The following is a 21,873-nucleotide window of genomic DNA, read 5'->3' as shown; positions in this document are numbered from 1 at the left end:
GGAGCATGGAACGATGGGGACCATGGTCGACGGTCCAGTGGCGTTCGTGCTCGGCGGTGGCGGTGTTCTCGGCGCGGTCGAGGTGGGCATGCTGCGGGCCCTCTTCCGGGCCGGGTTCCGGCCGGATGTGGTGGTCGGCACGTCGATCGGGGCGGTCAACGGCGCGCTGGTCGCGGCCGAGCCGGGCGAGGCGGTCACCGATCGGCTGGTCCGGTTGTGGGCGTCGCCCGAGGCGGCCGCGGTCTACGGCGACTCGATCGGCCGTCAGCTGCGCCGGTTCGCCGCGCGGACGCATCTGCACTCGCCGCTGCCGCTGCGCCGGCTGCTGGAGGGGGAGCTGGGCGAGGCGGCCACGTTCGCCGATCTGAAGGTGCCGTTCCACTGTTGCGCGGCGAGCATCGAGCGTGCCGCCGAGCACTGGTTCGACAGTGGCCCGCTGGTCGACGCGGTGCTGGCCTCGTCGGCCGTGCCGGGGCTGCTGCCACCGACGGAGATCGACGGGGAGCACTTCGTGGACGGCGGGATCGTGAACTCGATCCCGATCAGTGAGGCGGTCCGGCTCGGCGCCCGGCTGATCTTCGTGCTCCAGGTGGGCCGGGTCGAGCGTCAGCTCAGCGTCCCCCGACGACCCTGGGAGGTGGCGCAGGTGGCGTTCGAGATCGCGCGCCGGCATCGTTTCGCGCGGGACATGGCGACCCTGCCCGACGGGGTCCGCGTGCACGTCCTGCCCAGTGGCGATGGCGAGTCCGGTGACGACTCGCCGTGGGCCTATCGCGACATGGCCCGGGTCGGCCGCCGGATCAGCCGGGCCTACACCGCTTCCCGGCGCTATCTGGCCGCGAATGTGAATCCGCTGCCGTGAGCCTTCCGCCGATCTGGGTTCGCCGGCTGCTGATCGCCCCGGCCGTCGTGCTGCTGGCCGTGACGTTGCTCACCACCCTGCCGATCTGGCTGTTCCTCGCGCTCGCCGTGTCGCCGCTGGTCCCCGGCCGGCTGCGGGTGCCGCGACTGGTTTTCCTGCTGATCGTCTACATCGTCTGGGACGCGGCCGCGCTGGTCGTGCTGGTCGCGCTCTGGCTGGCGTCCGGCTGCGGGCGGTGGATCCGCGGTCCCGGCTTCCAGCGGGCGCATTACGTGGTGACCGGCTGGTTCCTCGGTACCCTTTTCTGGTTTGCCCGGTGGTCCTTGCATCTGGCGATCGACGTGGTCGGCACCGATCCGGACACCGCGCAGCCGGGCCGTCCCGAGATCGTGGTGAGCCGGCACGCCGGTCCCGGCGACTCGTTCACGCTGATCCACGCGCTGGTCAACTGGTTCGCGCGGGAGCCGCGGATCGTGCTGAAGGCCGCGCTGCAGTGGGACCCGGCCGTCGACGTGCTGCTGAACCGCTTGCCGAACAGGTTCATCACCCCGGGGCGTACGGCGACGGAGACGCTGGAGGACCAGATCAGCGAGCTCGCCACCGGGCTCGACGACAACGACGCGTTCGTGATCTTCCCGGAGGGGGGCAACTTCACGCCCCGCCGCAAGGTCAAGGCGATCGCCCGGCTGCGCGCGAGCGGTCTGGACGAGATGGCGGTCAAGGCGGAGAACCTGCGCAACCTGCTGCCGCCGAAGCCGGGCGGTCTGCTCGCCGCGATCGACGCTGCCCCGGACGCCGGGGTGATCTTCGTGGCGCACACCGGCCTCGACCGGATGGTCACGGTCGGTGACGTGTGGCGGGAGCTGCCGATGGACAAGCGCCTGGTGATGCGGTTCTGGAGTGTCCCGCCGGAGGAGGTGCCGGCCGGCGAGCAGGAGCGCATCGACTGGCTCTACGCCTGGTGGGCGCGGATCGACGCGTGGGTCGAGGAGAACAAACCGGCGCCGCGGCCCTTGTGGATGGACCGCGGCGCCGCCTGACGACGATCACTTACCGCCCAGCGCCTGGTACACGTTGTCCGGCGCCTCGACGACCTGGCCGGCCGGCGGCTTCTCGACGGTCACCGTCTGGCCGTAGTCGCTGTACTTCACGACCAGCGGCTGCGCCTCCCGGTTGTCGACCGCGGGCAGCCGCAGCGTCAGCGTGTCCAGCCGGTCCTGCGGGTCGAGAGTCGCCTCGAACGGCACCTTCTGCGCCTGCGCGCCGTACCCGTCGACGGTCACCTTGCTGATCCCGGCCACACCGGCCGCCTTGGTCAGGTCGAGCGTCCCCGCGTAGGAACCCTCCCCGGCCATGGTCACGTCGGTGGTCGACTTGAGCAGCTCAGCGGTGTTCGCCGGGTCGATCTGGCCGGGCTTGAGGCCGATGTTCGCCCCGTCGGGCAGCCGGGCCATGTCGACGTGCGTCCAGGTGTCACCCTGCGTGATGCCGGGGATCTGCGCGTAGAGGTCCTGACCGAACAGCAGCGTCTTGACCGTCAGCGCGGTGTTGGTGCCCTTCGCGGTCACCTCGGCGTTGCCGTTGCCGTGCGGCGCGTCGATGTTCGCGGTCAGCTGGAAGCCGCTGCCGTTCGTCATGGTCATCTTGAAGCTGCTGTTGCCGAGGGTGGCGGCCGCGCCCGACAGGGCCTGGACCGCTGCGGGATCCGCGCTGGTGGAGGGCGCTGCTGACACCGAGGGGGCGCTCGATGCCGAGGTCGCCGACGTCCCGTTCGCGGTGCAGCCCGCCACCGCGAACGCCGCCGTGGCCACGGTGAGAGCGAGCCGTGTAGTCCGCATGACTGTCCTTTCTTCGTGAGAACCGTCGATGGCGCAAGTTCCCGATCGCGGGAGGCGGCAAACGGCGACTCTCCGCCCGGTTCGCCGATCCGATCGTGGCCGGGGCATGATGAACCGGAGCTAACCGAACTTGCTCAGACAGGGGGAGGACTCGTGAGATTCGAGGTCAGCAAGGTCCTCGACGCCATCGAGGCCCGGCTCACCACGGACCCGGCTCTCGCCCGGGCCGTGGTCGATCTGTCGGAGGTGGTGCGTTACGCCGACCTCGACGGGGGCCGCCCGGCCAGTCTGGTCCGGCTCGGCCTGCTGGTCGACGCCTTCGGCCGCTACGCCGCCGAGGAGAACGTGCCGGTCTACGTGATCGCGCCGCGCGGCCTGCTCTCCGACACCGACCTCACTTCCAACGAGCGCATGGTGGTGCGCCGCTGGGCAGACGACGGCAAGGTCGAGGTCGTGCCGCAGATGGACGACCGGGTGCTGGAGGTGGCCGAGATGCTCGGCCTGCCGGTGCTCACCCGTGACCGGGAGGACCGGTTCCGCGCCACCCGTCCGTGGGTCGCCGAGCCCGGCCGGCTGCTGGCCCTGGTGTCGCAGCAGGGCGGTCCGGCGCTGGTGGCCCGGGTCGGCCGGGGCGAGGCGGTCAAGCCGTCGCCGCGGTCACCGCTGGGTGAGCGGCTGCTCGCCCGCATCTGGAAGTGTCCCGACTTCAACTGCACCACGTTCGGCTCGGGCGGCGATTCGGACAGCCCGTTCGCCGACATGCGCACGTTCACCAGCCCGGTCTCCCAGCCGCCGCCGGCGTTGCGCTCCGGCGTGCCCACCTGCCCGCGGCACGGCGAGCGTCTCAAGGACGCGGGCCCGCGCCCGGCCACCGAGGTGCTCTCGGTCCGCATCGACGGCGTGATCCGCCAGCGGTTCGCCGTCTCCGAGGACCAGCCGGTCGTGGTCGGCCGCGCCCCCGAGGGCAACGGCGGCGTCATGCTCGGCCAGTGGCTGACCGCCGACGCGCGCAAGTGGATCAGCCGCGGTCACGTCCGGTTCGCCCTGCGCGCCGGCGAGATCACGGCCAAGGACATCAGCACGAACGGCACCGGCGTCCGTCCCGGCGGCTCCCCCGCCGACGAGGACCGGATCACCCTGCATCGGGACGAATCGCGCGTCCTCGCGCCGGACGACATCATCGAGCTCTACGCCGGCGTCCACGTCGGCCGGGCCAAGCTCTGGTCGACCGGCGGCGTCGTCCAGCCGCAGTCGGTGATGGCCGAGGCGCCGACGATGGCGATCCGCCCGGTCGGCCGGTAACTCGGCAAGATCAATTTCAAGGTCTTCATTGCCTGCGTCCGCCGTGGTCCCGATCGTCGCTCCCGCGGGGACCCTTCCGGGCCGAGCAGGGCGCAGGGCGCCCAGAACGCTCAGCCCGCAAGGGCGACGTCCGTGGGTGGGCACGGTCAGAGCTCAGACCCGACGACGGGTTGTGGCTGTTCCCGATCCCGCGGGGGCCACGGTCCTGAGCAGCAGACCCGCCCGCGCGCTCCAGTAGCCCGCCCAGTCCCGCCACCCGGGGTCCGCGACCTGGGCGGGCACGGAAGCGAGGCGCTCCCGGTCCCGGGATCACCTCGCGCGGGCGCCGCCGGGCACCGGGTCACGGCCGCGGCGCGGCGTCACCCGCCGGCTCTCACGGTGGTTGTTCCGACCGGAATACCACCGTGAGAACCAGCCGGGCAGCTAGGCGGTCAGGACGGCGGCGAGCTGGGCCACGGCGTAGTCCAGGTCCTCCTCGGTGATCACCAGAGGCGGGGCCAGCCGGATCGTGGAGCCGTGCGTGTCCTTGGCCAGGACGCCCCGCTCGGCGAGCCGCTCGCACGCCTGCCGGCCGGTCATCAGCGCCGGGTCGATGTCCACCCCGGCCCACAGGCCGCGGCAGCGGACGCCGACGAGTCCCTTGCCGACCAGCCCCGACAGGCCCGCCTCCAGACGCGCGCCGAGCTCGGCCGACCGCTCCTGGAACTCGCCGGTGCGCAGCAGCCCGACGACGGCGCTGCCGACCGCGCAGGCCAGCGCGTTCCCGCCGAACGTGGAGCCGTGCTCGCCGGGCTTGAGGACGCCGAGCACGTCACGGTTCGCGGCGACCGCGGAGACCGGCACGATCCCACCGCCGAGCGCCTTGCCCAGGACGTACATGTCAGGAATGACGTTCTCGTGCTCGATGGCGAAGGTCTTCCCGGTCCGCCCGAGCCCGGACTGGATCTCGTCGGCGATCAGCAGCACGTTGTTCGCGCTGCACGCCTCCCGGACGGCGGTGAAGTAACCGGCCGGCGGGATCAGCACGCCGCCCTCGCCCTGGATCGGCTCGACCAGCACGGCGACGGTGTTCGGCGTGATCGCGGCGGCCAGCGCGGCCGCGTCGCCGTAGGGGACGACCACGAAACCGGGCGTGTACGGCCCGAAATCGGCCCGCGCCTCCGGGTCGGTCGAGAAGCTGACGATCGTCGTTGTACGCCCGTGGAAGTTCCCGTCCGCCACGATGATCTCGGCCTGGCCGTCCGGTACGCCCTTGACCTGGTAACCCCACTTGCGGGCCACCTTGATCGCGGTCTCCACGGCCTCGGCGCCGGTGTTCATCGGCAGCACCAGGTCCTTGCCGCAGAGCTCGGCGAGCCCGCCGCAGAACGCCGCGAACTGGTCGTGCACGAAGGCCCGGCTGGTCAGCGTGAGCCGGTCGAGCTGGGCGTGGGCGGCCGCGATCAGTGCGGGGTGCCGGTGCCCGAAGTTCAGCGCCGAGTACCCGGCGAGCATGTCGAGGAAGCGCCGGCCGTCGACGTCGGTGACCCAGGCGCCCTCGGCCTCGGCGACGACGACGGGCAGCGGGTGGTAGTTGTGCGCGGTCCAGCGCTCGGCGTCGGCCAGGGCCGAAGGCGTACGGAATTCAACGGTCGTCATGGACGCACCTCCAGCGTGCAGCACTTCGGGCCACCGCCGGCTTTCCGCAGCTCGGACACGTCGACCCCGATCGGGTGGTAGCCGGCCTTGCGCAGCGCCCCGGTCAGGTGCGTCGCCTGGACCGGCAGCACCACGGTGCGACCGTCGCTGACCGCGTTGAGACCGAGCACCTCGGCGTCGGCGGGCGTTGCGATGATCGCATTGGGGAAGAGCTGCCGGAGGACGGATTGCGAACCCGGCGAGAACGCCGACGGCAGGTACGCGATGTTGGTCTCGTCGAGCACGCAGAGCGCCGTGTCCAGGTGGTAGTACGCCGGGTCGACCAGCTGCAGCGTGATAACCGGCCGGCGCAGGAACTCCTGCGTCTCGGCGTGCGACGCGTGCGAGGTGCGGAAGCCGGTGCCGGCCAGCAGCACGTCCCCGGCGAGCAGGATGTCACCCTCGCCCTCGTTGGTGTGCTTGGGCATCTCCACCTGGAGGCCCGCGGCCCGGAACCAGTCCGCGTACGCCGGCGCCTCGTCGGCCCGCTCGGCGTCGCGGAACTGCACGCCCAGTGCCCGCCCGTCGACGATCGTCCCGCCGTTCGCGGCGAAGACCATGTCGGGCAGCCCGGGCAGCGGGTCGATCAGGTCGACGGTGTGCCCGAGGTCCAGGAACGTCCGGCGCAGGTTCTCCCACTGGCTCACGGCGAGCGCATTGTCGTACGGCGCCGTGGGATCCATCCACGGGTTGATCCGGTAGGTGACGGCGAAGTGGGTGGGCCGGCACATCAGGTAGCGACGCGTCATGCAGATCACGCTAGGGGTGCGGGACCGACGGACGCCCTGATCGATCCATGCGTACCGTGGTTGATCGTTGCGTGATCAGCGGGGCGGCCGACGAATCGTTGTGCAGAAACCACACGGGCGCCGGGAGCGGCAATTTCGTGCCGCTCCCGGCGCCCGTGCGGGTCGACCGGCGAACCGCCGGATCGGGCCCGGCGAACCGCCGGAGTATTCGGGGCGGGCCGACGAGAGGTCGTCCCGGTTCCGAGAGGTGGTCGGTCAGCGTATCGCTGCCGGTAAATGTCAATTACCCGTCAGAACCTGCTCGCAAACTGTGCGTCAAGCCACTTTCGCAGGTCGGACGCCGGGTGCATGTCGGTGCCGAGCCAGCTGAGCTGCCCGTTCAGGGCGAGAATGCCGAGCACGATCGCGCCGATCGCGACGGCGATGCCGATCAGCGCGTCGCCCTTGCCGGCCACGTGCTGCTTGCGGGTGGCGCTCAGCCCGGCCAGCGAGAGCAGCAGGCCGAGGCCGGCCACCCCGATGCCGTAACCGGCGAGCGGGCCGGAGAGCACCAGCGCGATCCCGGCGATGCTGACGATCAGGCCGAGCGTGGCGAGCCCACTGGTCCGCGGGCGGCGCACCGGCGCGGGCTTGGCCGGGGCGGCCGGGCTCACCGGGCGGCCGATCGCGATCGGCTTGCGCTCGGCCTCGGTGGGCGGCGTGACCGTGCTGGTCCGCGGCTTGACGATGGTCTGCGTGGTGCCCTCGCCGGTCGGCGGCGTGGTGATGTTCTGCGTGGTGGCGTCGTCGTCCCGGCGGGGCCGCACCGGGACCCGGGCCGTCTCGTCGGTATCGGTCGTGGCCGTACGCGAGAAGGTAGGCATCCTCACGTCAGCACCTCCTTCGAACGGGGTCGTCTGACACGGCTCTATACCCGGCGCACCCGGAAACGACACGAGGGACGCACCTTTCGTGCGCCCCTCGTGTCGAAACCGCAGATCAGACCAGCGACGAAACCGCGTTCACGTCGGAGGCCCGGCTGATCACGTGGTCGACGAGCCCGTAGTCCTTCGCCTGCTGGGCGGTGAACCAGCGGTCGCGGTCGGAGTCCCGCTCGATCTCCTCCGGGGTGTGGCCCGAGTGGAAGGCGATCCGCTCGTTCATCACCTGCTTGATGTGCAGCATGCTCTCGGCCTGGATGGCGATGTCGGCCGCGGTGCCGCCGATGCCACCGGAGAGCTGGTGCATCATCACCCGGGCGTGGGGCAGCGCATACCGCTTGCCGGCGGTGCCGGCGCAGAGCAGGAACTGGCCCATCGAGGCGGCCATGCCCATCGCGATCGTGGCCACGTCGTTCTTGATGTACTGCATGGTGTCGTACACCGCCATCCCGGCGCTGATCGAGCCACCGGGGGAGTTGATGTACAGCGCGATGTCGCGTTCGGCGTCCTCCGAGGCGAGCAGCAGCATCTGCGCGCAGATGCGGTTGGTCACCTCGTCGTTGACCTCGCTCCCGAGGAAGATGATCCGCTCCCGGAGCAGACGCTCGAAGACCTGATCGTCGAAGGACGCGCCGCCGCCGCGCATGGTCGGTTCAACACTCATGGGGTCAACCCTTTCGCATCCGCTCTTCTACGTCTCACACCTTCTCTCACAGGGCGTGTCGAAACCCAGCGATTCCCCTCAGGGCGAATCCGCTGTCGGCAGAATGCGTGGTACTGATCACGCGCGATCGGCCGGTGCGCCCTGGTGCGGCTACTTTTGGCGGGTGCCGGAGGGACATACCATTCACCGCCTCGCCACCCGCCATCGCGAGCTGTTCGCCGGGCATCCGGTGGCAGTCTCCAGCCCTCAGGGCCGGTTCGCCAGTGGCGCGGTCCTGCTCGACGGGCGGGTGCTGCGCGACACCGAGGCGTATGGGAAGCATCTGCTGCACCACTACGAGGGCGATCGCACCCTCCACGTGCACCTCGGGCTCTACGGCAAGTTCACCGAGGGCGAGCCGCCGTTGCCCGACCCGGTCGGCCAGGTCCGGATGCGGATGCGGGGGCTCACGCACTGGCTCGACCTGCGCGGGCCGACCGCCTGCGAGGTGCTCGAGCCGCCCGCGGTGGAAGCGCTGCGGGACCGGCTCGGCGCCGACCCGCTGCGTGACGACGCCGACCCCGCCCGGGCTCACCAGAAGATCAGGTCCAGCACCAAGCCGCTGTTCGCTCTGCTGCTCGACCAGTCGGTCGTGGCCGGCTGCGGGCTGATCTACGCCAACGAGGTGCTGTTCCGGGCCGGCCTGTCACCGCTCACCCCGGGCACCGCGGTCGGCCGCGAGCTGTGGACCGCGCTCTGGGACGACCTGCGCGCGCTGATGAAGGAAGGTGTCGCCCGGGGCCGCATCGACACCGTGCACACCCAGCACACGCCGGAGGCGATGCGCCGGGCGCCGCGCGTCGACCGGCACGGCGGTGAGGTCTACGTCTACCGCCGCACCGGTCAGCCGTGCCTGGTCTGCGGCACGCCCGTCGCGATCGGCCCGCTGGCCGGCCGGAACCTGTATTGGTGTCCGACCTGCCAGCCGGTCACTCGGTAGCGGCCGGCGTCGCCGAGGTGCTGGTCGTCGGCGTGGCCGCCGGGTCCGGCGCCGTCGTGCTCGTCGACGGGCTGGGCGTGGCCGCGGTCGGCGCGGGCGTGGCCGGGCTGCGCGGCGTCTCGCCGGTGCCGGAGGGCACGCCCAGCTCGTAGTGCTCCTTGAGCCAGGGCAGCAGTTCCTTGTACGCCGCGATCGTGTCCGGCTGGTTGAAGTCGTGCGACAGCACGATCGCGCCCGGCTTCACGCCCTTCTTCACCGAGGCGACCACCCGTTTGATGTGCTCGGCGTCGCTCTCGTTCTCGGTGTGCTCCCAGTCGCGCGGGTCGACCTCCCAGTAGAGCGAGGCCATCCCGGCACCGTGCGCCACGGTCACCAGCTTGTCGTTGAAGTTGCCGCCCGGCGCCCGGAAGAACGGGATCGCCGCGTCCGGCACCGCGGCCCGGATCGCCGCGTTCGTCTTCGCCAGGTCGCCCCGGATCTGCGACGGCGTCTTCTTCGCGATCGTCAGGTCGTGGTTGAACGTGTGGTTGCAGAGCGTGTGACCGGCCGCGACGATCTGCCGCACCAGTTCCGGGTGCCGTTTGGCCTGCTCGCCGACCAGGCAGAAGGTGGCCTTCACCCCGTACTGCTGGAGCATGGCGAGGATCTTCGGGGTCTGCTCCGGGTCGGGCCCGTCGTCGAAGGTCAGCGCGACCTGCTGGCCGCCCGTGGTGAGCAGCGACTTGCCCGGCCCGGCGCCCAGCGGCACCGCCGTGGCCGGGCCGGCCTGGGCGGGCTTGCTGCTGGTGGTCGCCTCCGGGGTGGGCTTGGCGGTGCTCCCGGCGACCGGGTCGGCCTGCGGGTCGCCCTGCTTTCCGGCGGCGTCACCGGCCTTGTCGCGCTGTTTCGCCGCCTGCGCCGACGCTTCCGCCTGCGCGGCCGCGGTCAGCGACCCGGGGTCGGTGCGGCTCGGCTGCGACAGCGGCACCGCGGTGATCAGCAGGCCCGCCACGACGAGGGTGCCGAGCACGGTCGTCGGCCGGTTCCGGGCCGCCTGCAGCCACGTTTCCAGGGGCAGCGTGCCGGGCGCCCGATGCGAGCCGGTGACCGGCTGCTTCCGGCGGGATCGAGGAGTGCCCGAGGAGCGCCGGTCACGTCGCGACGATGACGATTCGGCAGTACGGACGGTGCTGTACGACCCGGTGTCACCCGCGCGATGCCGGGCGGCTCGGGTCGGTGCGTCCACAGCGGAACGCAGCGACGGCCCCAGGATCTCCGTGCGGGGCGTAACCCGCGACACGGTCTCCGAGCCGTCGGCGGAGTCCGGCCGACGGTGCCGCCCACCCGTCGCGGCTACGTCGCCGGAGCTCGTCAATTGCGGCGAGGTGTACGGCGGCATTCGTCATGCCTACCGGTTCACAAGATCAGGCGCGATACCAGATCGGTCATCGCGCCGTCACTCATCGTCGTTTCGGCTGCTCACTCACCGTAAAGCTGTGTGCAATCTGTGTCGCGGTTCAAGTGAGATTCTCGTCGCTGACCGTCTCGCCGCGGGTCGTCCGGGCCAGCCAGTCGACGACACCGGCCACCGGCACCCCCTTGGCGAGCAGCGCCCGCTGCCGGGCCGCGCCCGTCCCGCGCTCCCGCAACCGGTCGCTCAGGACCGTCACCAGTTCGGCGTCGCCGTGCCGTTCGAGTTCCGGCCGGACGTAGTCGATGAGCTGACGCAACAGCCGCCAGGCCGGCCGCGGCTCGCGACTCGCCATGTCCAGGCCGAGCCCCTCGAGGCCATCCTTGGCGGCCCGCCAGTGCGCGGCCATCAGCAACGGGTGCGGCACGTCCGGAGCGTCGATCCCGTCGCGCACGTCGTTCAGCACGGTCGAGACCAGCCCCCGGGCCAGGGCGGCGAGCAGTATCGCGTCGTCCAGGGTGGGCGTCACGTCGCCCATCCGGATCTCCACGGTGGGGTAGTTCGCGGAGAGCCGTGCGTACCAGTAGAGCATTCCCTCGTCGAGCATCGCGCCGCTCGCCTCGAGATCCGCGATCAGGGTCAGATAGTGGTCATGCGATTGGAGGTACGGCGTGGGCCCCACCGTGGGCCAGCGCTCCCACATCATCGAGCGCCAACTCGCGTACCCGGTGTCGCGGCCGCCCGACATCGGTGAGTTCGCCGTCGCCGCCTGCAGCACGGGCAGCCAGGCGCGCAGGTGGTTCAGCACCCGGACGCCGGTCTCCGGATCCGGGATGCTCACGTGCACGTGCGTCCCGCAGGAGCCCTGACCCGGCGACAGATCACCGAACCGTTCCCGCATCTGGTGGTAACGCGGCTTGTCGACCAGGCGCGTGTTCGGCCCGGCGGCCGGCCCGCACCCCACCGCGAGCAGGCGTGACCCGGCCCGTTCGGCGGCGTCGGCCAGCCCGGTCCGCAGTTTCGTCATCGCCTCGTAGAGCCCGAGCAGCTCCAGTTGCGGTGGGCTCGCCACTTCGATCTGGCTGCGCAGATACTCGTGCTGCACGCTGGGTCGCAGGTCGTCGGGCACCTCGGCCAGCACCGCCTCGACGGTCTCCACCCCGCGGGGCTCCACCGCGTCGACGAGCAGGTACTCCTCCTCGATCCCGAGTGTCAGAAGGTCCCGCTCCTCCGCGCGTGCGGCCAGTCGCGGGTCAATAGTCGTCGTGCCCTCCGCAGCGGCTTCCATGCGCGAGGGGATACCCGTCGCGTACAAATGAGAAACCGCAGCTCACAGCGGATTGCCGAGCCGGGATAAGCTTTCTTCCATGCTGCTACTCGGGTACTGGGCACTGGCGGGCACCGCCCTGCTCGAGCCCGGCCTGAGCAGCGGGCCGCGCCTCGTCCTCGCGCTGGCCCTGGTCACCGCCGCACTTCTGGTCGTCGCCGCGGTCGCCGTCCCCGTTCTGTTCGCGGGCCTCGTCCCGGGCATGCGCGCGTTCGTGCGCCGCTCCCGCGCGTCGTCCCCGCGCCTGCTCGACCCGGATGCCGCCGGGCGTCCACGTCCTCGAGCGCCGACCGCGTCCCCCGCGGTGGCCTAGCTCCTTCCTCAGCCCGTTTCCGGCCTGTTGCCGCCGGATCCTGCTCGGCTGCCGCCTCGGTGTCCATTCCGTTCCGGACCCTTGGGGTACGTCCATGTCTGTCACCGGTCTCTTCCACGCCGTCGTCAACGCCGCGCACACCGGCATCACCGGCCTCGCCCACCATCTGGATCCGCTGGCCGGAAGCCTCGCGGCCGCCGTCGCGATCGTCGTCTTCACGCTGCTCGTCCGGGCCGCCCTGACCCCGCTCACCTACCTGCAGATCCGCACCGAACGCCGCCGGGCCGCCCTCGCCCCGGAGATCGAGAAGCTCCGCAAGAAGCACAAGGACCCGATGCAACTGGCCACCGCCACGCTCGCGTTGCAGCGGGAACACGGCATCGGGCCGTTCGCCGGGCTCCTGCCCGCGCTGGTCCAGGCGCCGTTCTTCATGGTCATGTACCGGGTCGCCCTGAACCCGCCGTCCGGGGCGATCGCCGGCGTCCCGCTGACCGCGCACCTCTCCGCCGGTCTGCCCGTCTTCGCCGTGCTCCTGGCCCTGTCCGCCGGCATCGCCTGGTGGTCGTCCCGCCGGGCCGCCGCGCTCGCCGTGCCGGTCGCCCCCGGCGCGGACCCGAACCAGCAGGCGGCGGCGCTGACCGCCCGGATGCTCAAGTACCTCCCGTGGCTGAGCGTCCTGGCCGTCGCCTGGTTGCCGCTGGCCGGCGCCCTCTACCTGGTCACGTCCTCTGCCTGGACCGCCGCCGAGCAACTGGTCCGCCGCCGCCTGGTTCCCACCCCGGCCCCCGTCCCCGCCTGACCACCGCCCGCGCGATCGCACCGCCCGGCCGGCTCACAGCGGTGTTCCAGGCCGGGCGAAGTGCTCCGGGGGCCCAGGTACTGCGGGGAGCCGCGTTGCTGGTCGGGCTTGTGCGGACTTCGCGTGGCGTGATGCCGGCCGGGGGAGCGGGGCGCGCTGCTACCGGGATCAGCGGCGGGGTCGCGGACTCCGGGCGGCGGGGCTGGACGGGCTGGTCAACTGTGTGGACGGGTTTGTTGCTCGGACCGTGCCCCGCCACGGAGGCCGCCCTGGAGGGCCGAGCGCTCTGGGCGCCCCGCGCCCTGCCCGGCCCGGAAGGGTCCCCGCGGGAGCGGCGGAGAAGGACCACGGCGGACGGAGGACATCGGGGTCTTGACCCTGATCTCGACGGAAAAAGTTACAAATTGACACTCGTTGACAACAGCCTGAAACAAGCGTGCAATCTTTCACATGTGAGAGCGCTCTCACGCATCCCCGCGGAAAGGCGTGTCCCCCATGGCAGCTCCCCGAAGGCTTCTCGCTGTCAGTGCAGCGACCCTGACCGTCCTGGCATCCGTAGCTCTGGTGAACTCGGCGGAGGCGGCCGTGCCCGCGCCGCCGGCCGGCATGTCGCTGGTGTTCAGCGACGACTTCACCGGTGCGGCCGGCACCGGGCTGAACCGCACGAACTGGCTGTACGACATCGGCACCAGCTACCCCGGCGGCGCCGCGAACTGGGGCACCGGTGAGGTCGAGACGATGACGGACTCGACCGCGAACGTCTACCAGGACGGCGGCGGCAACCTGGTGATCAAGCCGATCCGTAGTTCGTCCGGGCAGTGGACGTCGGGGCGGGTGGAGACGCAGCGGACCGATTTCGCGGCCCCGTCCGGCGGCAAGGTGCGGATCGAAGCGCGCCTGCAGCAACCGAACGTGAGCGGCGCCGCGGCGGCCGGTTACTGGCCGGCGTTCTGGGCGCTGGGTGACGCGGCGCGGCCGGTCGGCGCGACGAACTGGCCGGGCATCGGCGAGTGGGACATCATGGAGGACATCAACGGCCGGTCCTCGGTCTTCTCGACGCTGCACTGCGGGACGAACCCGGGCGGCGTCTGCAACGAGACGACCGGCCTCGGCAGCGGTGAGCGGGCGTGTTCCGGCTGCCAGACCGGCTTCCACACCTACGCGGTCGAGTTCGACCGCAGCACCTCGCCCGAGCAGATGCGGTGGTATCTGGACGGCAACAACTACTTCACGCTCAACTCGTCCCAGGTCGACGCGACCACCTGGAACAACGCCACACACCACGGCATGTTCGTGATCCTGAACGTGGCGATGGGCGGTGGTTTCCCGGCTGCGTTCGGGGGCGGCCCGACCGCGGCGACGCAGTCCGGCGTGCCGATGCTCGTCGACTACGTGGCGGTCTACCAGTCGTCCGGCGGCACCACCACGACCCCGCCGACGAGTCCGCCGGCCTCCACGCCGCCGACCGGCGGGACGCGGGACGCCTACGCGCAGATCCAGGCCGAGTCCTACGACGCGGCGAACGGCGTGGCGGTGGAGACGTGTTCGGAGGGTGGTCAGGACGTCGGCAGCCTCGCCAACGGTGACTGGCTGCAGTTCAACAACGTGAACTTCGGGTCGGGCGGGGTGAAGGATTTCGTGGGCCGGGTCGCCTCCGGTGCGGCGGGCGGCGTGAGCGGCCTGGTCGAGGTGCGGCTCGACAGTCGCAGCAACGCGCCGATCGGCAGTTTCGCGTTGAGCAGCACCGGCGGCTGGCAGACCTGGACGTCGATCCCGGGAAACGTGTCGAGTGTGACCGGCACGCACACGGTGTACCTGACCTTCACCAGCGGTCAGCCGGCCGACTTCGTGAACGTCAACTGGATCCAGTTCCGGAAGTGACGACCGGCGTCGCGAACGCCGTGACGCCGAGACAACTGTCGACCTCGATGAGCCGTGCCCGCTGACCTGCGGTCACGGCTCTTCGTCGTGCCATCACGACAGATTGAGATTTAAAGATATTTAAGGTTCATACCCTCTTTACATTTACTGTTAACAGTCCTAAAGATTGAAGCATCTCACCGGAGGCGCATGGAAGGACAGCTATGAAGCGCTCCCGATCGGTTCTTCTAGCGACGGTCACCGCGGTGGCCGCCGCCGGCACGGCCACCTGGTTCGCGGGTGACGCCTCCGCGGCGGCGGCCTGCGCCCCGGCGTGGAGCTCGACCGCCACCTACGTCAAGGACAACGTCGCTGCACAGAGTGGTCACAACTACACCGCGAAGTGGTGGACCCAGAACGAGTCGCCGGCCACCCATAGTGGTCAGTGGGACGTGTGGATCGACAACGGCGCGTGCGGCGGGACGACGACGCCGACCAGTTCGCCGACGAGCAGCCCCACGACCGGTCCGAGCCCGACGGTGAGTCCCACCACGTCCCCGACGACCCAGCCGACCGGCACCGGATCCCTTCCGGCGCACTTCCTCACCGGTTACTGGCAGAACTTCGTGAACGGCGCGACCCCGCTGAAGCTGGCCGCCGTCCCCAGTACGTACGACCTGATCGCGGTCGCCTTCGCCGACGCCACCGCCACTCCGGGCGCGGTCAGCTTCACCCTCGACAGCGGGCTGGCCGGCGCGGTCGGCGGCTACACCGACGCCCAGTTCAAGGCCGACATCGCCACGCTGCACGCGCGGGGCAAGAAGGTGATCATCTCGGTCGGCGGGGAGAAGGGCTCGGTCGGCGTCGCCAGTGACGCGGCGGCCACGGCCTTCGCCGACTCGGTCTACTCGCTGATCCAGACGTACGGCTTCGACGGCGTCGACATCGACCTGGAGAACGGGCTCAACCCGACCTACATGGCGAGCGCGCTGCGGAGTCTGCGCAGCAAGGCCGGGGCGAACCTGATCATCACGATGGCGCCGCAGACCATCGACATGCAGAGCACCGGCTCGTCCTACTTCGCGCTGGCACTGTCGATCAAGGACATCCTCACGGTCGTCCACACCCAGTTCTACAACTCGGGCGCGATGCTCGGCTGCGACCGGATGAACGCGTACAGCCAGGGGTCGGAGAACTTCCTCACCGCGCTCGCCTGCATCCAGACCCAGAACGGCCTGCGACCCGACCAGGTCTCGCTCGGCCTCCCGGCCGGCCCGAGCGCGGCCGGTGGCGGATACGTCGCGCCGTCGGTGGTCAACGCCGCCCTGGACTGCCTGGCCCGCGGCACCAACTGCGGCACGTTCAAGCCGCCGGCCACCTACCCGGGCATCCGCGGCGCCATGACCTGGTCCATCAACTGGGACGTCACCAACGGCAACAACTGGGTCAACACGATCGACCCCCACCTCTCCACCCTGCCCTAAGGAGCTCCCCCCTCATGAAACTCAGCCGAAAGATCGCGCTTCTGGCGTCGGTCGCCACGGTCGGTACGGCCGCGGCCGTCCTCCCGATGACGTTCGCCAGCGCCGCGACCGCGTGCGCCCCCGCCTGGTCCGCCAGCTCGGTCTACGTCAAGGACAACGTCGCCTCGCAGAGCGGGCACAACTACACCGCGAAGTGGTGGACCCAGAACGAGTCGCCGTCCACCCACAGTGGTCAGTGGGACGTGTGGATCGACAACGGCGCCTGTGGCGGCACGACCACCCCCACCACCACCCCGCCCACCGGCCCGACCACGAACCCGCCGACCGCCGGCACGAAGATGGCCTCGGCGCCGTACGTCTACCCGGGCTGGGGCAACCCGCCGGCGCCGGCCACGGTCGTCAGCGCCACCGGCATCAAGGCCTTCACTATGGCGTTCGTGCTGGCCAACGGCTGCAACCCGGTGTGGGACGGCGAGTCCGGCCTGACCGGCGGCGTGCACGCCGGCTACATCTCGCAGATCAAGGCGGCCGGCGCCGACGTCGTCCCGTCGATCGGTGGCTGGAGCGGTAACAAGCTCGGCCCGAACTGCGCCACGGCGGACGCCCTGGCCGGCGCGTACCAGAAGGTGATCGACGCCTTCGGCCTCAAGGCGATCGACATCGACATCGAGAACACCGACGAGTTCGAGAACACCGCGGTGCAGGACCGGATCCTGGGCGCCTTGAAGATCATCAAGGCGAACAACCCGTCGGTGAAGACCATCGTCACGTTCGGCACCTCGCCGACCGGCCCGAACTACTACGGCACCCGGCTGGTGCAGCAGGCCAAGGCGCTGGGCGCGAACATCGACGTCTTCACCCAGATGCCGTTCGACTTCGGCGGCGGCTCGGACATGTACGCCGCGACGGTCGGCGCCACCGAGGGCCTGAAGAACCTGGTCAAGACCACCTTCGGCTACACCGACGCGCAGGCTTACGCGCACATCGGCATCTCCGGCATGAACGGTCTCTCCGACCAGCAGGAGCTGACCACGGTCGACACCTGGACCCGGATCCGGGACTACGCCAAGAACAACGGCCTGGCCCGCTTCACCTTCTGGTCGGTCAACCGGGACCGCGGTTGCGCCGGTGGCGGTGTGGTCTCCGACTGCTCCGGCATCGCGCAGTCCGACTGGGCCTTCACCAAGGTCAGTGCCGGCTTCTGACCTGATCGTCAGTGCGCGGTCGCTCGTTCGCCGAGCGGCCGCGCGCTTTTTTCACCATCCACCAGCCGATCGTGACGACGAAGAACGCCCACACCCCGTAGTCGAACCAGTGGCTGTACTTCTCCACGTCCTGCCAGCGCGACCCCAGCCCATATCCCGCCCCGATGAACAACGCGTTCCACACCCCGCTGCCGATCGTGGTGAACAGGGCGAACTGCCCGAGTGGCATCCGGTTCGCCCCGGCCGGGATCGAGACCAGGCTCCGGACCACCGGGGCGCATCGCCCGAACAGCACCGCGGCTCTCGCGTGCCGCTCGAACCACCGGTCCGCCTTGTCCAGGTCGGCGGCGTCGACGAGCGGGATCCGATCGAGCCGGCGCCGCAGCCGCTCCTCGCCCAGGCCGCGCCCGAGCCAGTAGAGCAGCAGCGCCCCGATCAGCGCGCCGAGCGTGGCGGCCAGCCAGACCAGGGTGAGGTCGACCCGCCCCTCACCGGCCAGGTAGCCCGCCATGGAGAGCACGATCTCGCTGGGGATCGGGGGCACCACGTTCTCCAGCGCGACGAGCAGGCCGACGCCGGCCTCGCCGAGCGTGTCGATGACCGAGGCGACCCAGCCCGCCAGCCCACTCAGTTCAGCCATTCACCAGTGGTACCCGGCCGCCTCCCGATCAACCACTTTTGTATATACCGATGATCGGTATATTCTCCTGTCATGAGCGACGTCCCCCTGCGGGAGCCCACGTTTCTGGTGCTCACCGCCTTGGCCGAGGAGCCGCGCCACGGCTACGCCGTGATCGAGGACGTGGCCACGATGACCGGCGGGCGGGTTCGGCTGCGCGCCGGGACGCTCTACGCGGCCCTCGACCGGCTCCGCCTCGACGGGCTGATCGAGGTCGACCGCGAGGAGGTCGTCCAGTCCCGGCTGCGGCGCTACTACCGGCTCACGGGGGCCGGCGAGCAGAGCCTGGCCGCCGAGTCCGCCCGCCTGCGCCAGCAGGCCACCATCGCCGAAAAACGGCTGAAGATCCGTCGCGCCAACCTCGGGGGAGCCACCGCGTGACCACACTGGAGTCTCGTTACCGCCGGTTGCTGCGGGTCTTCCCGGCCGCTCACCGGGCCGCCTACGAGGAGGAGATGCTCGGCGTCCTGCTCGCGGACGCGCCGCCGGGCCGCCGTCACCCTCGCCCGGCCGATGCGTTCGACCTGCTCCGCGCGGGTCTCGCGGTCCGCTTCGGCAGAAGGTCAAAAGCCGATCACGGTACGGCCTGGCGTGACGCCGCCGCGGTCAGCGCGCTCCTCGTCGCCCTGCTGATCGGCGGGTTCGCCGCGGCCACGTTCACCGAGGCGATCGCGGATCGGCTGCACGGCGTCCCGGTGCGGCTCGGCGGGGCCGACGGCCTGATCGATCCGGCGTTGCGGGCCGTCGCCTGGCTGTCCGTCGCCGTCGCCGCGCTCGCCGGGCGCTACCGGGCCGCGGCGCTGCTCTCCGGCGTCACGCTGCTGGTCGAGCTCGGCACCCTGGGCTTCTGGCTGGGTCTGACCCCGTGGGCAGCACTGCGGCTGGCGTGGGCGCCGAGCATGGCCATCGTGATGACCGCCGCGTTCGTCGCCGCGCTGACCGCCCGCCCGATCCGGGTTCTGACCGGCCGGCTCGGGCTCGGCCTGGTCCTGGCCGCTGTCGTCGTCGCCCCGTTCGCCGACTGGGTGACCCGGGTGTCGTTCCTCGAGTTCGACGACCTCTCGGTCTGGTTGCCGCTGGCCCTGTTCACCGGGGTGCTGATCGGTGTCGTCCCGCCGGTGCGAGGACGAGCGGCGCTGGTGTTCCCGGGCATGCTGCTGGTGCCGGTCGTGCTGCTGCAGACCTGGGACTCGACGGTCCTGGCCGGTTCGGGCGGCGAGGTTCCGGACGTGGTCACCCCGCGGGGCGTGGCGCTCTCGCTGGCGCCCCTGGCGATCGTCGCCGTGGCCGCTCTCTGGTTCGCCCGACGTTTTGCGGTCCGGGCGCGCGGTCAAGTAAGGGTGCATGAGTGACCGGTGGTACCAGCAGGCGGTCGTGTACTGCCTGGACATCGATACCTTCGCCGACTCGAACGGCGACGGCTGCGGGGACATCCCCGGACTGATCGGCCGCCTCGACTACCTGGCCCGGCTGGGTGTCACCTGCCTGTGGCTGAACCCGATCCACCCCTCGCCGGACCGCGACGACGGTTACGACGTGGCCGACTTCTACAACGTCGACCCGCGGTTCGGCACCCTCGGGGACTTCGCCGAGCTGCTGCACCAGGCCGGTAACCGGGGCATCAAGGTGATCATCGACCTGGTGGTCAACCACACCTCGGACAAGCATCCGTGGTTCGTCTCGGCGCGGTCGTCGCCCGATTCGCCGTACCGCGACTGGTATGTCTGGAGCGAGACCGCGCCGCCGGACCGCAAGCAGGGCATGGTCTTCCCCGGCGAGCAGGACGAGACCTGGAGTTACGACCGGACCGCGAAGCTCTGGTACTACCACCGGTTCTACAAGTTCCAGCCGGACCTCAACATCAAGAACCCCGAGGTGCGCGAGGAGATCAAGAAGATCTGCGCGTTCTGGCTGCAGCTCGGGGTGGCCGGATTCCGGATGGACGCGGTCCCGTTCATCATCGAGGAGACCGTCCCCGGCAAGGCGGACGCGGCCAAGGACTTCGGGTACCTGACCGAGCTGCGCCAGCACGTGCAGTGGCGCAGGAGCGACGCGGTGCTGCTGGCCGAGGCCAATGTGGAACCGGAGGAGCTGGTCACGTACTTCGGCGACGAGGGCGGCTCCGGCAACCGGATCCACATGCTCTTCGACTTCATGCTGAACGCGAAGATGGTGCTGGCGCTGGCCCGGGAGAATCCGGAGCCGATCATCGACGCGCTGCGGGACACCCCGAAACTGCCGGCCGGCGGCCAGTGGGCCACGTTCCTGCGCAACCACGACGAGATCGACCTGTCCCGGCTCGCCGCCGAGCAGCGCGCCGACGTGTTCGCGAAGTTCGGGCCGGACGAGAACATGCAGCTCTACGGCCGGGGCATCCGCCGGCGCCTGGCCCCCATGCTCGGCAACGACCGGCGGCGGCTCGAACTGGCGTACGCGCTGCAGTTCAGTCTCCGCGGAACCCCGGTGCTGAGGTACGGCGAGGAGATCGGCATGGGCGACGACCTGGCGCTCGAGGGCCGGGACTCGATCCGGACGCCGATGCAGTGGTCCGGCCTGCCCAACGGCGGGTTCTCCACGGCCGACCCGGGTGACCTGGTCCGGCCGGTGATCAGCGAGGGCGATTTCGGGTACGAGAAGGTCAACGTCACCCTGCAACGCCACGACGCCAGCTCGCTGCTGTCGTGGTTCGAGCGGATGATCCGCACGCTGCGCGAGGCACCCGAGGTCGGCAGCGGCGCCTGCGCGTACGTCGACGTACCCGCCCCGAAGGGTCTGCTCGTGCACCGCGCCGACGACGGCACCGGCACCATGCTGTTCCTGCACAACCTCGGCCCGGACGACGTGACCGTCGACCTGAGCAGCATCGGTGAGACCGCGGAGCTGCCCAACGACGTGCTCGCCGACGCCGAGTACCCGGATCCCGGCAAACTCGCCGACCTCCCGGTGTCCGGATACGGATACCGGTGGATCCGCGTGCGCAGAACTGCCTGACTCGGATTAGGCTGCGGCGAGAGCAGCGAAGATCACAACGGGAGGCCGCAGTGTCGCAGTCCGCATCGTCGAGGGTCGCCATCGTCACCGGGGCCGCGCGCGGCATCGGTGAGGCCATCGCACTCAAGCTCGCCGCCGACGGCCTCGCCGTAGCGGTCGTCGACCTCGACGAGGGCGCCTGTGCGAACACGGTCACCGCGATCCACGACGCCGGCGGCACCGCGGTCGCGATCGGCGCCGACGTGTCGAAGCCGGAACAGGTGACCGCCGCGGTGGAGCGGGTCGTGGCCGAGCTCGGCCCGCCCACCGTCCTGGTCAACAACGCCGGCGTGCTCCGCGACAACCTGCTCTTCAAGATGTCCGACGACGACTGGGACATCGTGATGAACGTGCACCTGAAGGGCTCGTTCCTGTTCAGCCGCGCGGTGCAGAAGCACATGGTGGACGCGGGTTTCGGCCGGATCGTCAGCCTGTCGAGCACCTCGGCGCTGGGCAATCGCGGTCAGGCGAACTATGCGGCGGCCAAGGCCGGTCTCCAGGGTTTCACCAAGACGCTGGCGATCGAGCTCGGCAAGTTCGGCATCACGGCCAACGCGGTGGCGCCCGGATTCATCGTCACCGACATGACCCGCGCGACCGCGGCGCGGATGGGTGCGGACTTCGCCGACTTCGAGAAGGCGATGATCGGTCAGATCCCGGTGGCCCGCGCGGGCCGTCCCGAGGATGTGGCGAACACCGTCTCGTTCCTGGCGAGCGAGGGCGCCGGATTCGTGTCCGGACAGGTGATCTACGTGGCCGGTGGGCCGAAGGACTGAGTTCCCGCACGGCGATCCG

The 21,873-nt window shown here is 70.5% G+C and carries 21 protein-coding genes; 13 read left to right on the top strand and 8 right to left on the bottom strand.

Going from position 1 to position 21,873, the window contains the following annotated elements; genetic code table 11:
- Window positions 1-22: 22 nt before the first annotated feature.
- Window positions 23-862 (top strand): patatin-like phospholipase family protein, encoded by an 840-nt coding sequence (locus ACH442_RS09675; RefSeq protein ID WP_396337503.1) that lies wholly within the window; start codon window positions 23-25, stop codon window positions 860-862.
- Window positions 859-1,902 (top strand): 1-acyl-sn-glycerol-3-phosphate acyltransferase, encoded by a 1,044-nt coding sequence (locus ACH442_RS09670; RefSeq protein WP_396337502.1) that lies wholly within the window; start codon window positions 859-861, stop codon window positions 1,900-1,902. The genes ACH442_RS09675 and ACH442_RS09670 overlap by 4 nt, the downstream gene beginning before the upstream one ends.
- A 6-nt stretch (window positions 1,903-1,908) precedes the next feature.
- On the opposite strand, the gene ACH442_RS09665 is transcribed toward ACH442_RS09670, so the two are convergent.
- A complete protein-coding gene (locus ACH442_RS09665; RefSeq protein ID WP_396337501.1) occupies window positions 1,909-2,700 on the bottom strand; it encodes a hypothetical protein in 792 nt (263 codons plus the stop codon).
- A gap of 153 nt (window positions 2,701-2,853) precedes the next feature.
- On the opposite strand from ACH442_RS09665, the gene ACH442_RS09660 reads away from it, so the two are divergent.
- On the top strand, window positions 2,854-4,002 hold the full coding sequence (locus ACH442_RS09660) for an FHA domain-containing protein (RefSeq protein WP_396337500.1): 1,149 nt from the start codon (window positions 2,854-2,856) through the stop codon (window positions 4,000-4,002).
- A gap of 423 nt (window positions 4,003-4,425) precedes the next feature.
- Here ACH442_RS09660 and rocD read toward each other — a convergent pair whose 3' ends face one another.
- The 4 genes from rocD to ACH442_RS09640 form a co-directional block, all read right to left on the bottom strand.
- On the bottom strand, window positions 4,426-5,640 hold the full coding sequence (rocD, locus tag ACH442_RS09655) for an ornithine--oxo-acid transaminase (RefSeq protein WP_396337498.1): 1,215 nt from the start codon (window positions 5,638-5,640) through the stop codon (window positions 4,426-4,428).
- Window positions 5,637-6,437, bottom strand: coding sequence for a dimethylargininase (gene ddaH, locus ACH442_RS09650; RefSeq protein WP_396337497.1), 801 nt, complete (start codon window positions 6,435-6,437; stop codon window positions 5,637-5,639). Before ddaH ends, rocD begins: the two co-directional genes overlap by 4 nt.
- A gap of 281 nt (window positions 6,438-6,718) precedes the next feature.
- Window positions 6,719-7,297 (bottom strand): hypothetical protein, encoded by a 579-nt coding sequence (locus tag ACH442_RS09645; RefSeq protein WP_396337496.1) that lies wholly within the window; start codon window positions 7,295-7,297, stop codon window positions 6,719-6,721.
- A 109-nt stretch (window positions 7,298-7,406) separates the two neighbouring features.
- A complete protein-coding gene (locus ACH442_RS09640) occupies window positions 7,407-8,012 on the bottom strand; it encodes an ATP-dependent Clp protease proteolytic subunit (RefSeq protein WP_396337495.1) in 606 nt (201 codons plus the stop codon).
- Window positions 8,013-8,175: 163 nt separating this feature from the next.
- On the opposite strand from ACH442_RS09640, the gene ACH442_RS09635 reads away from it, so the two are divergent.
- On the top strand, window positions 8,176-8,991 hold the full coding sequence (locus tag ACH442_RS09635; protein WP_396337494.1) for an Fpg/Nei family DNA glycosylase: 816 nt from the start codon (window positions 8,176-8,178) through the stop codon (window positions 8,989-8,991).
- Here ACH442_RS09635 and ACH442_RS09630 read toward each other — a convergent pair.
- Both ACH442_RS09630 and ACH442_RS09625 read right to left on the bottom strand, forming a co-directional pair.
- Entirely contained in the window at window positions 8,981-10,216 is a 1,236-nt protein-coding gene (locus ACH442_RS09630) for a polysaccharide deacetylase family protein (RefSeq protein WP_396337493.1), read from the bottom strand. The two genes, ACH442_RS09635 and ACH442_RS09630, sit on opposite strands and share 11 nt — an antisense overlap.
- Window positions 10,217-10,487: 271 nt before the next feature.
- Window positions 10,488-11,669 (bottom strand): glutamate--cysteine ligase, encoded by a 1,182-nt coding sequence (locus tag ACH442_RS09625; protein WP_396337492.1) that lies wholly within the window; start codon window positions 11,667-11,669, stop codon window positions 10,488-10,490.
- A 79-nt stretch (window positions 11,670-11,748) separates the two neighbouring features.
- Between ACH442_RS09625 and ACH442_RS09620 the strand changes: the two genes are divergently transcribed.
- The 5 genes from ACH442_RS09620 (at window position 11,749) to ACH442_RS09600 (ending at window position 17,369) form a co-directional block, all read left to right on the top strand.
- A complete protein-coding gene (locus ACH442_RS09620) occupies window positions 11,749-12,021 on the top strand; it encodes a DUF6412 domain-containing protein (RefSeq protein WP_396337491.1) in 273 nt (90 codons plus the stop codon).
- A 94-nt stretch (window positions 12,022-12,115) separates the two neighbouring features.
- The gene (locus tag ACH442_RS09615) at window positions 12,116-12,820 is read left to right on the top strand and encodes a YidC/Oxa1 family membrane protein insertase (RefSeq protein WP_396337490.1); all 705 of its coding nucleotides are present in this window, start codon (window positions 12,116-12,118) and stop codon (window positions 12,818-12,820) included.
- Window positions 12,821-13,315: 495 nt separating this feature from the next.
- Window positions 13,316-14,701, top strand: a complete 1,386-nt coding sequence (locus tag ACH442_RS09610) for a carbohydrate-binding protein (protein ID WP_396337489.1) — start codon at window positions 13,316-13,318, stop codon at window positions 14,699-14,701.
- Window positions 14,702-14,904: 203 nt separating this feature from the next.
- Window positions 14,905-16,164 (top strand): glycosyl hydrolase family 18 protein, encoded by a 1,260-nt coding sequence (locus ACH442_RS09605; protein ID WP_396337488.1) that lies wholly within the window; start codon window positions 14,905-14,907, stop codon window positions 16,162-16,164.
- A 14-nt stretch (window positions 16,165-16,178) separates the two neighbouring features.
- Window positions 16,179-17,369, top strand: a complete 1,191-nt coding sequence (locus ACH442_RS09600) for a chitinase (protein WP_396337487.1) — start codon at window positions 16,179-16,181, stop codon at window positions 17,367-17,369.
- Here the strand turns inward: ACH442_RS09600 and ACH442_RS09595 are convergent.
- Window positions 17,353-18,009, bottom strand: a complete 657-nt coding sequence (locus ACH442_RS09595; RefSeq protein WP_396337486.1) for a DedA family protein — start codon at window positions 18,007-18,009, stop codon at window positions 17,353-17,355. The two genes, ACH442_RS09600 and ACH442_RS09595, sit on opposite strands and share 17 nt — an antisense overlap.
- Window positions 18,010-18,081: 72 nt before the next feature.
- On the opposite strand from ACH442_RS09595, the gene ACH442_RS09590 reads away from it, so the two are divergent.
- From ACH442_RS09590 to fabG, 4 genes are read left to right on the top strand one after another with little or no spacing between them, the layout of a single operon-like run.
- On the top strand, window positions 18,082-18,429 hold the full coding sequence (locus ACH442_RS09590) for a PadR family transcriptional regulator (RefSeq protein WP_396337485.1): 348 nt from the start codon (window positions 18,082-18,084) through the stop codon (window positions 18,427-18,429).
- A complete protein-coding gene (locus ACH442_RS09585) occupies window positions 18,426-19,400 on the top strand; it encodes a hypothetical protein (protein WP_396337484.1) in 975 nt (324 codons plus the stop codon). The genes ACH442_RS09590 and ACH442_RS09585 overlap by 4 nt, the downstream gene beginning before the upstream one ends.
- Window positions 19,393-21,039, top strand: coding sequence for an alpha-amylase family protein (locus tag ACH442_RS09580; protein ID WP_396337483.1), 1,647 nt, complete (start codon window positions 19,393-19,395; stop codon window positions 21,037-21,039). The genes ACH442_RS09585 and ACH442_RS09580 overlap by 8 nt, the downstream gene beginning before the upstream one ends.
- A gap of 50 nt (window positions 21,040-21,089) precedes the next feature.
- Window positions 21,090-21,854 carry a 3-oxoacyl-ACP reductase FabG gene (gene fabG / locus ACH442_RS09575; protein ID WP_396337482.1) on the top strand — a complete coding sequence of 255 codons (765 nt, stop codon included), beginning with the start codon at window positions 21,090-21,092 and terminating at the stop codon, window positions 21,852-21,854.
- The last annotated feature ends 19 nt before the right edge of the window (window positions 21,855-21,873 follow it).

It is taken from the genome of Actinoplanes sp. NPDC020271 (assembly GCF_044388125.1).
In the GTDB taxonomy this organism is placed as follows: Bacteria; Actinomycetota; Actinomycetes; order Mycobacteriales; family Micromonosporaceae; genus Actinoplanes.
The sequence above is the reverse complement of the archived record's forward strand: the minus strand, read 5'-3'. Positions and strand labels throughout refer to the sequence as shown.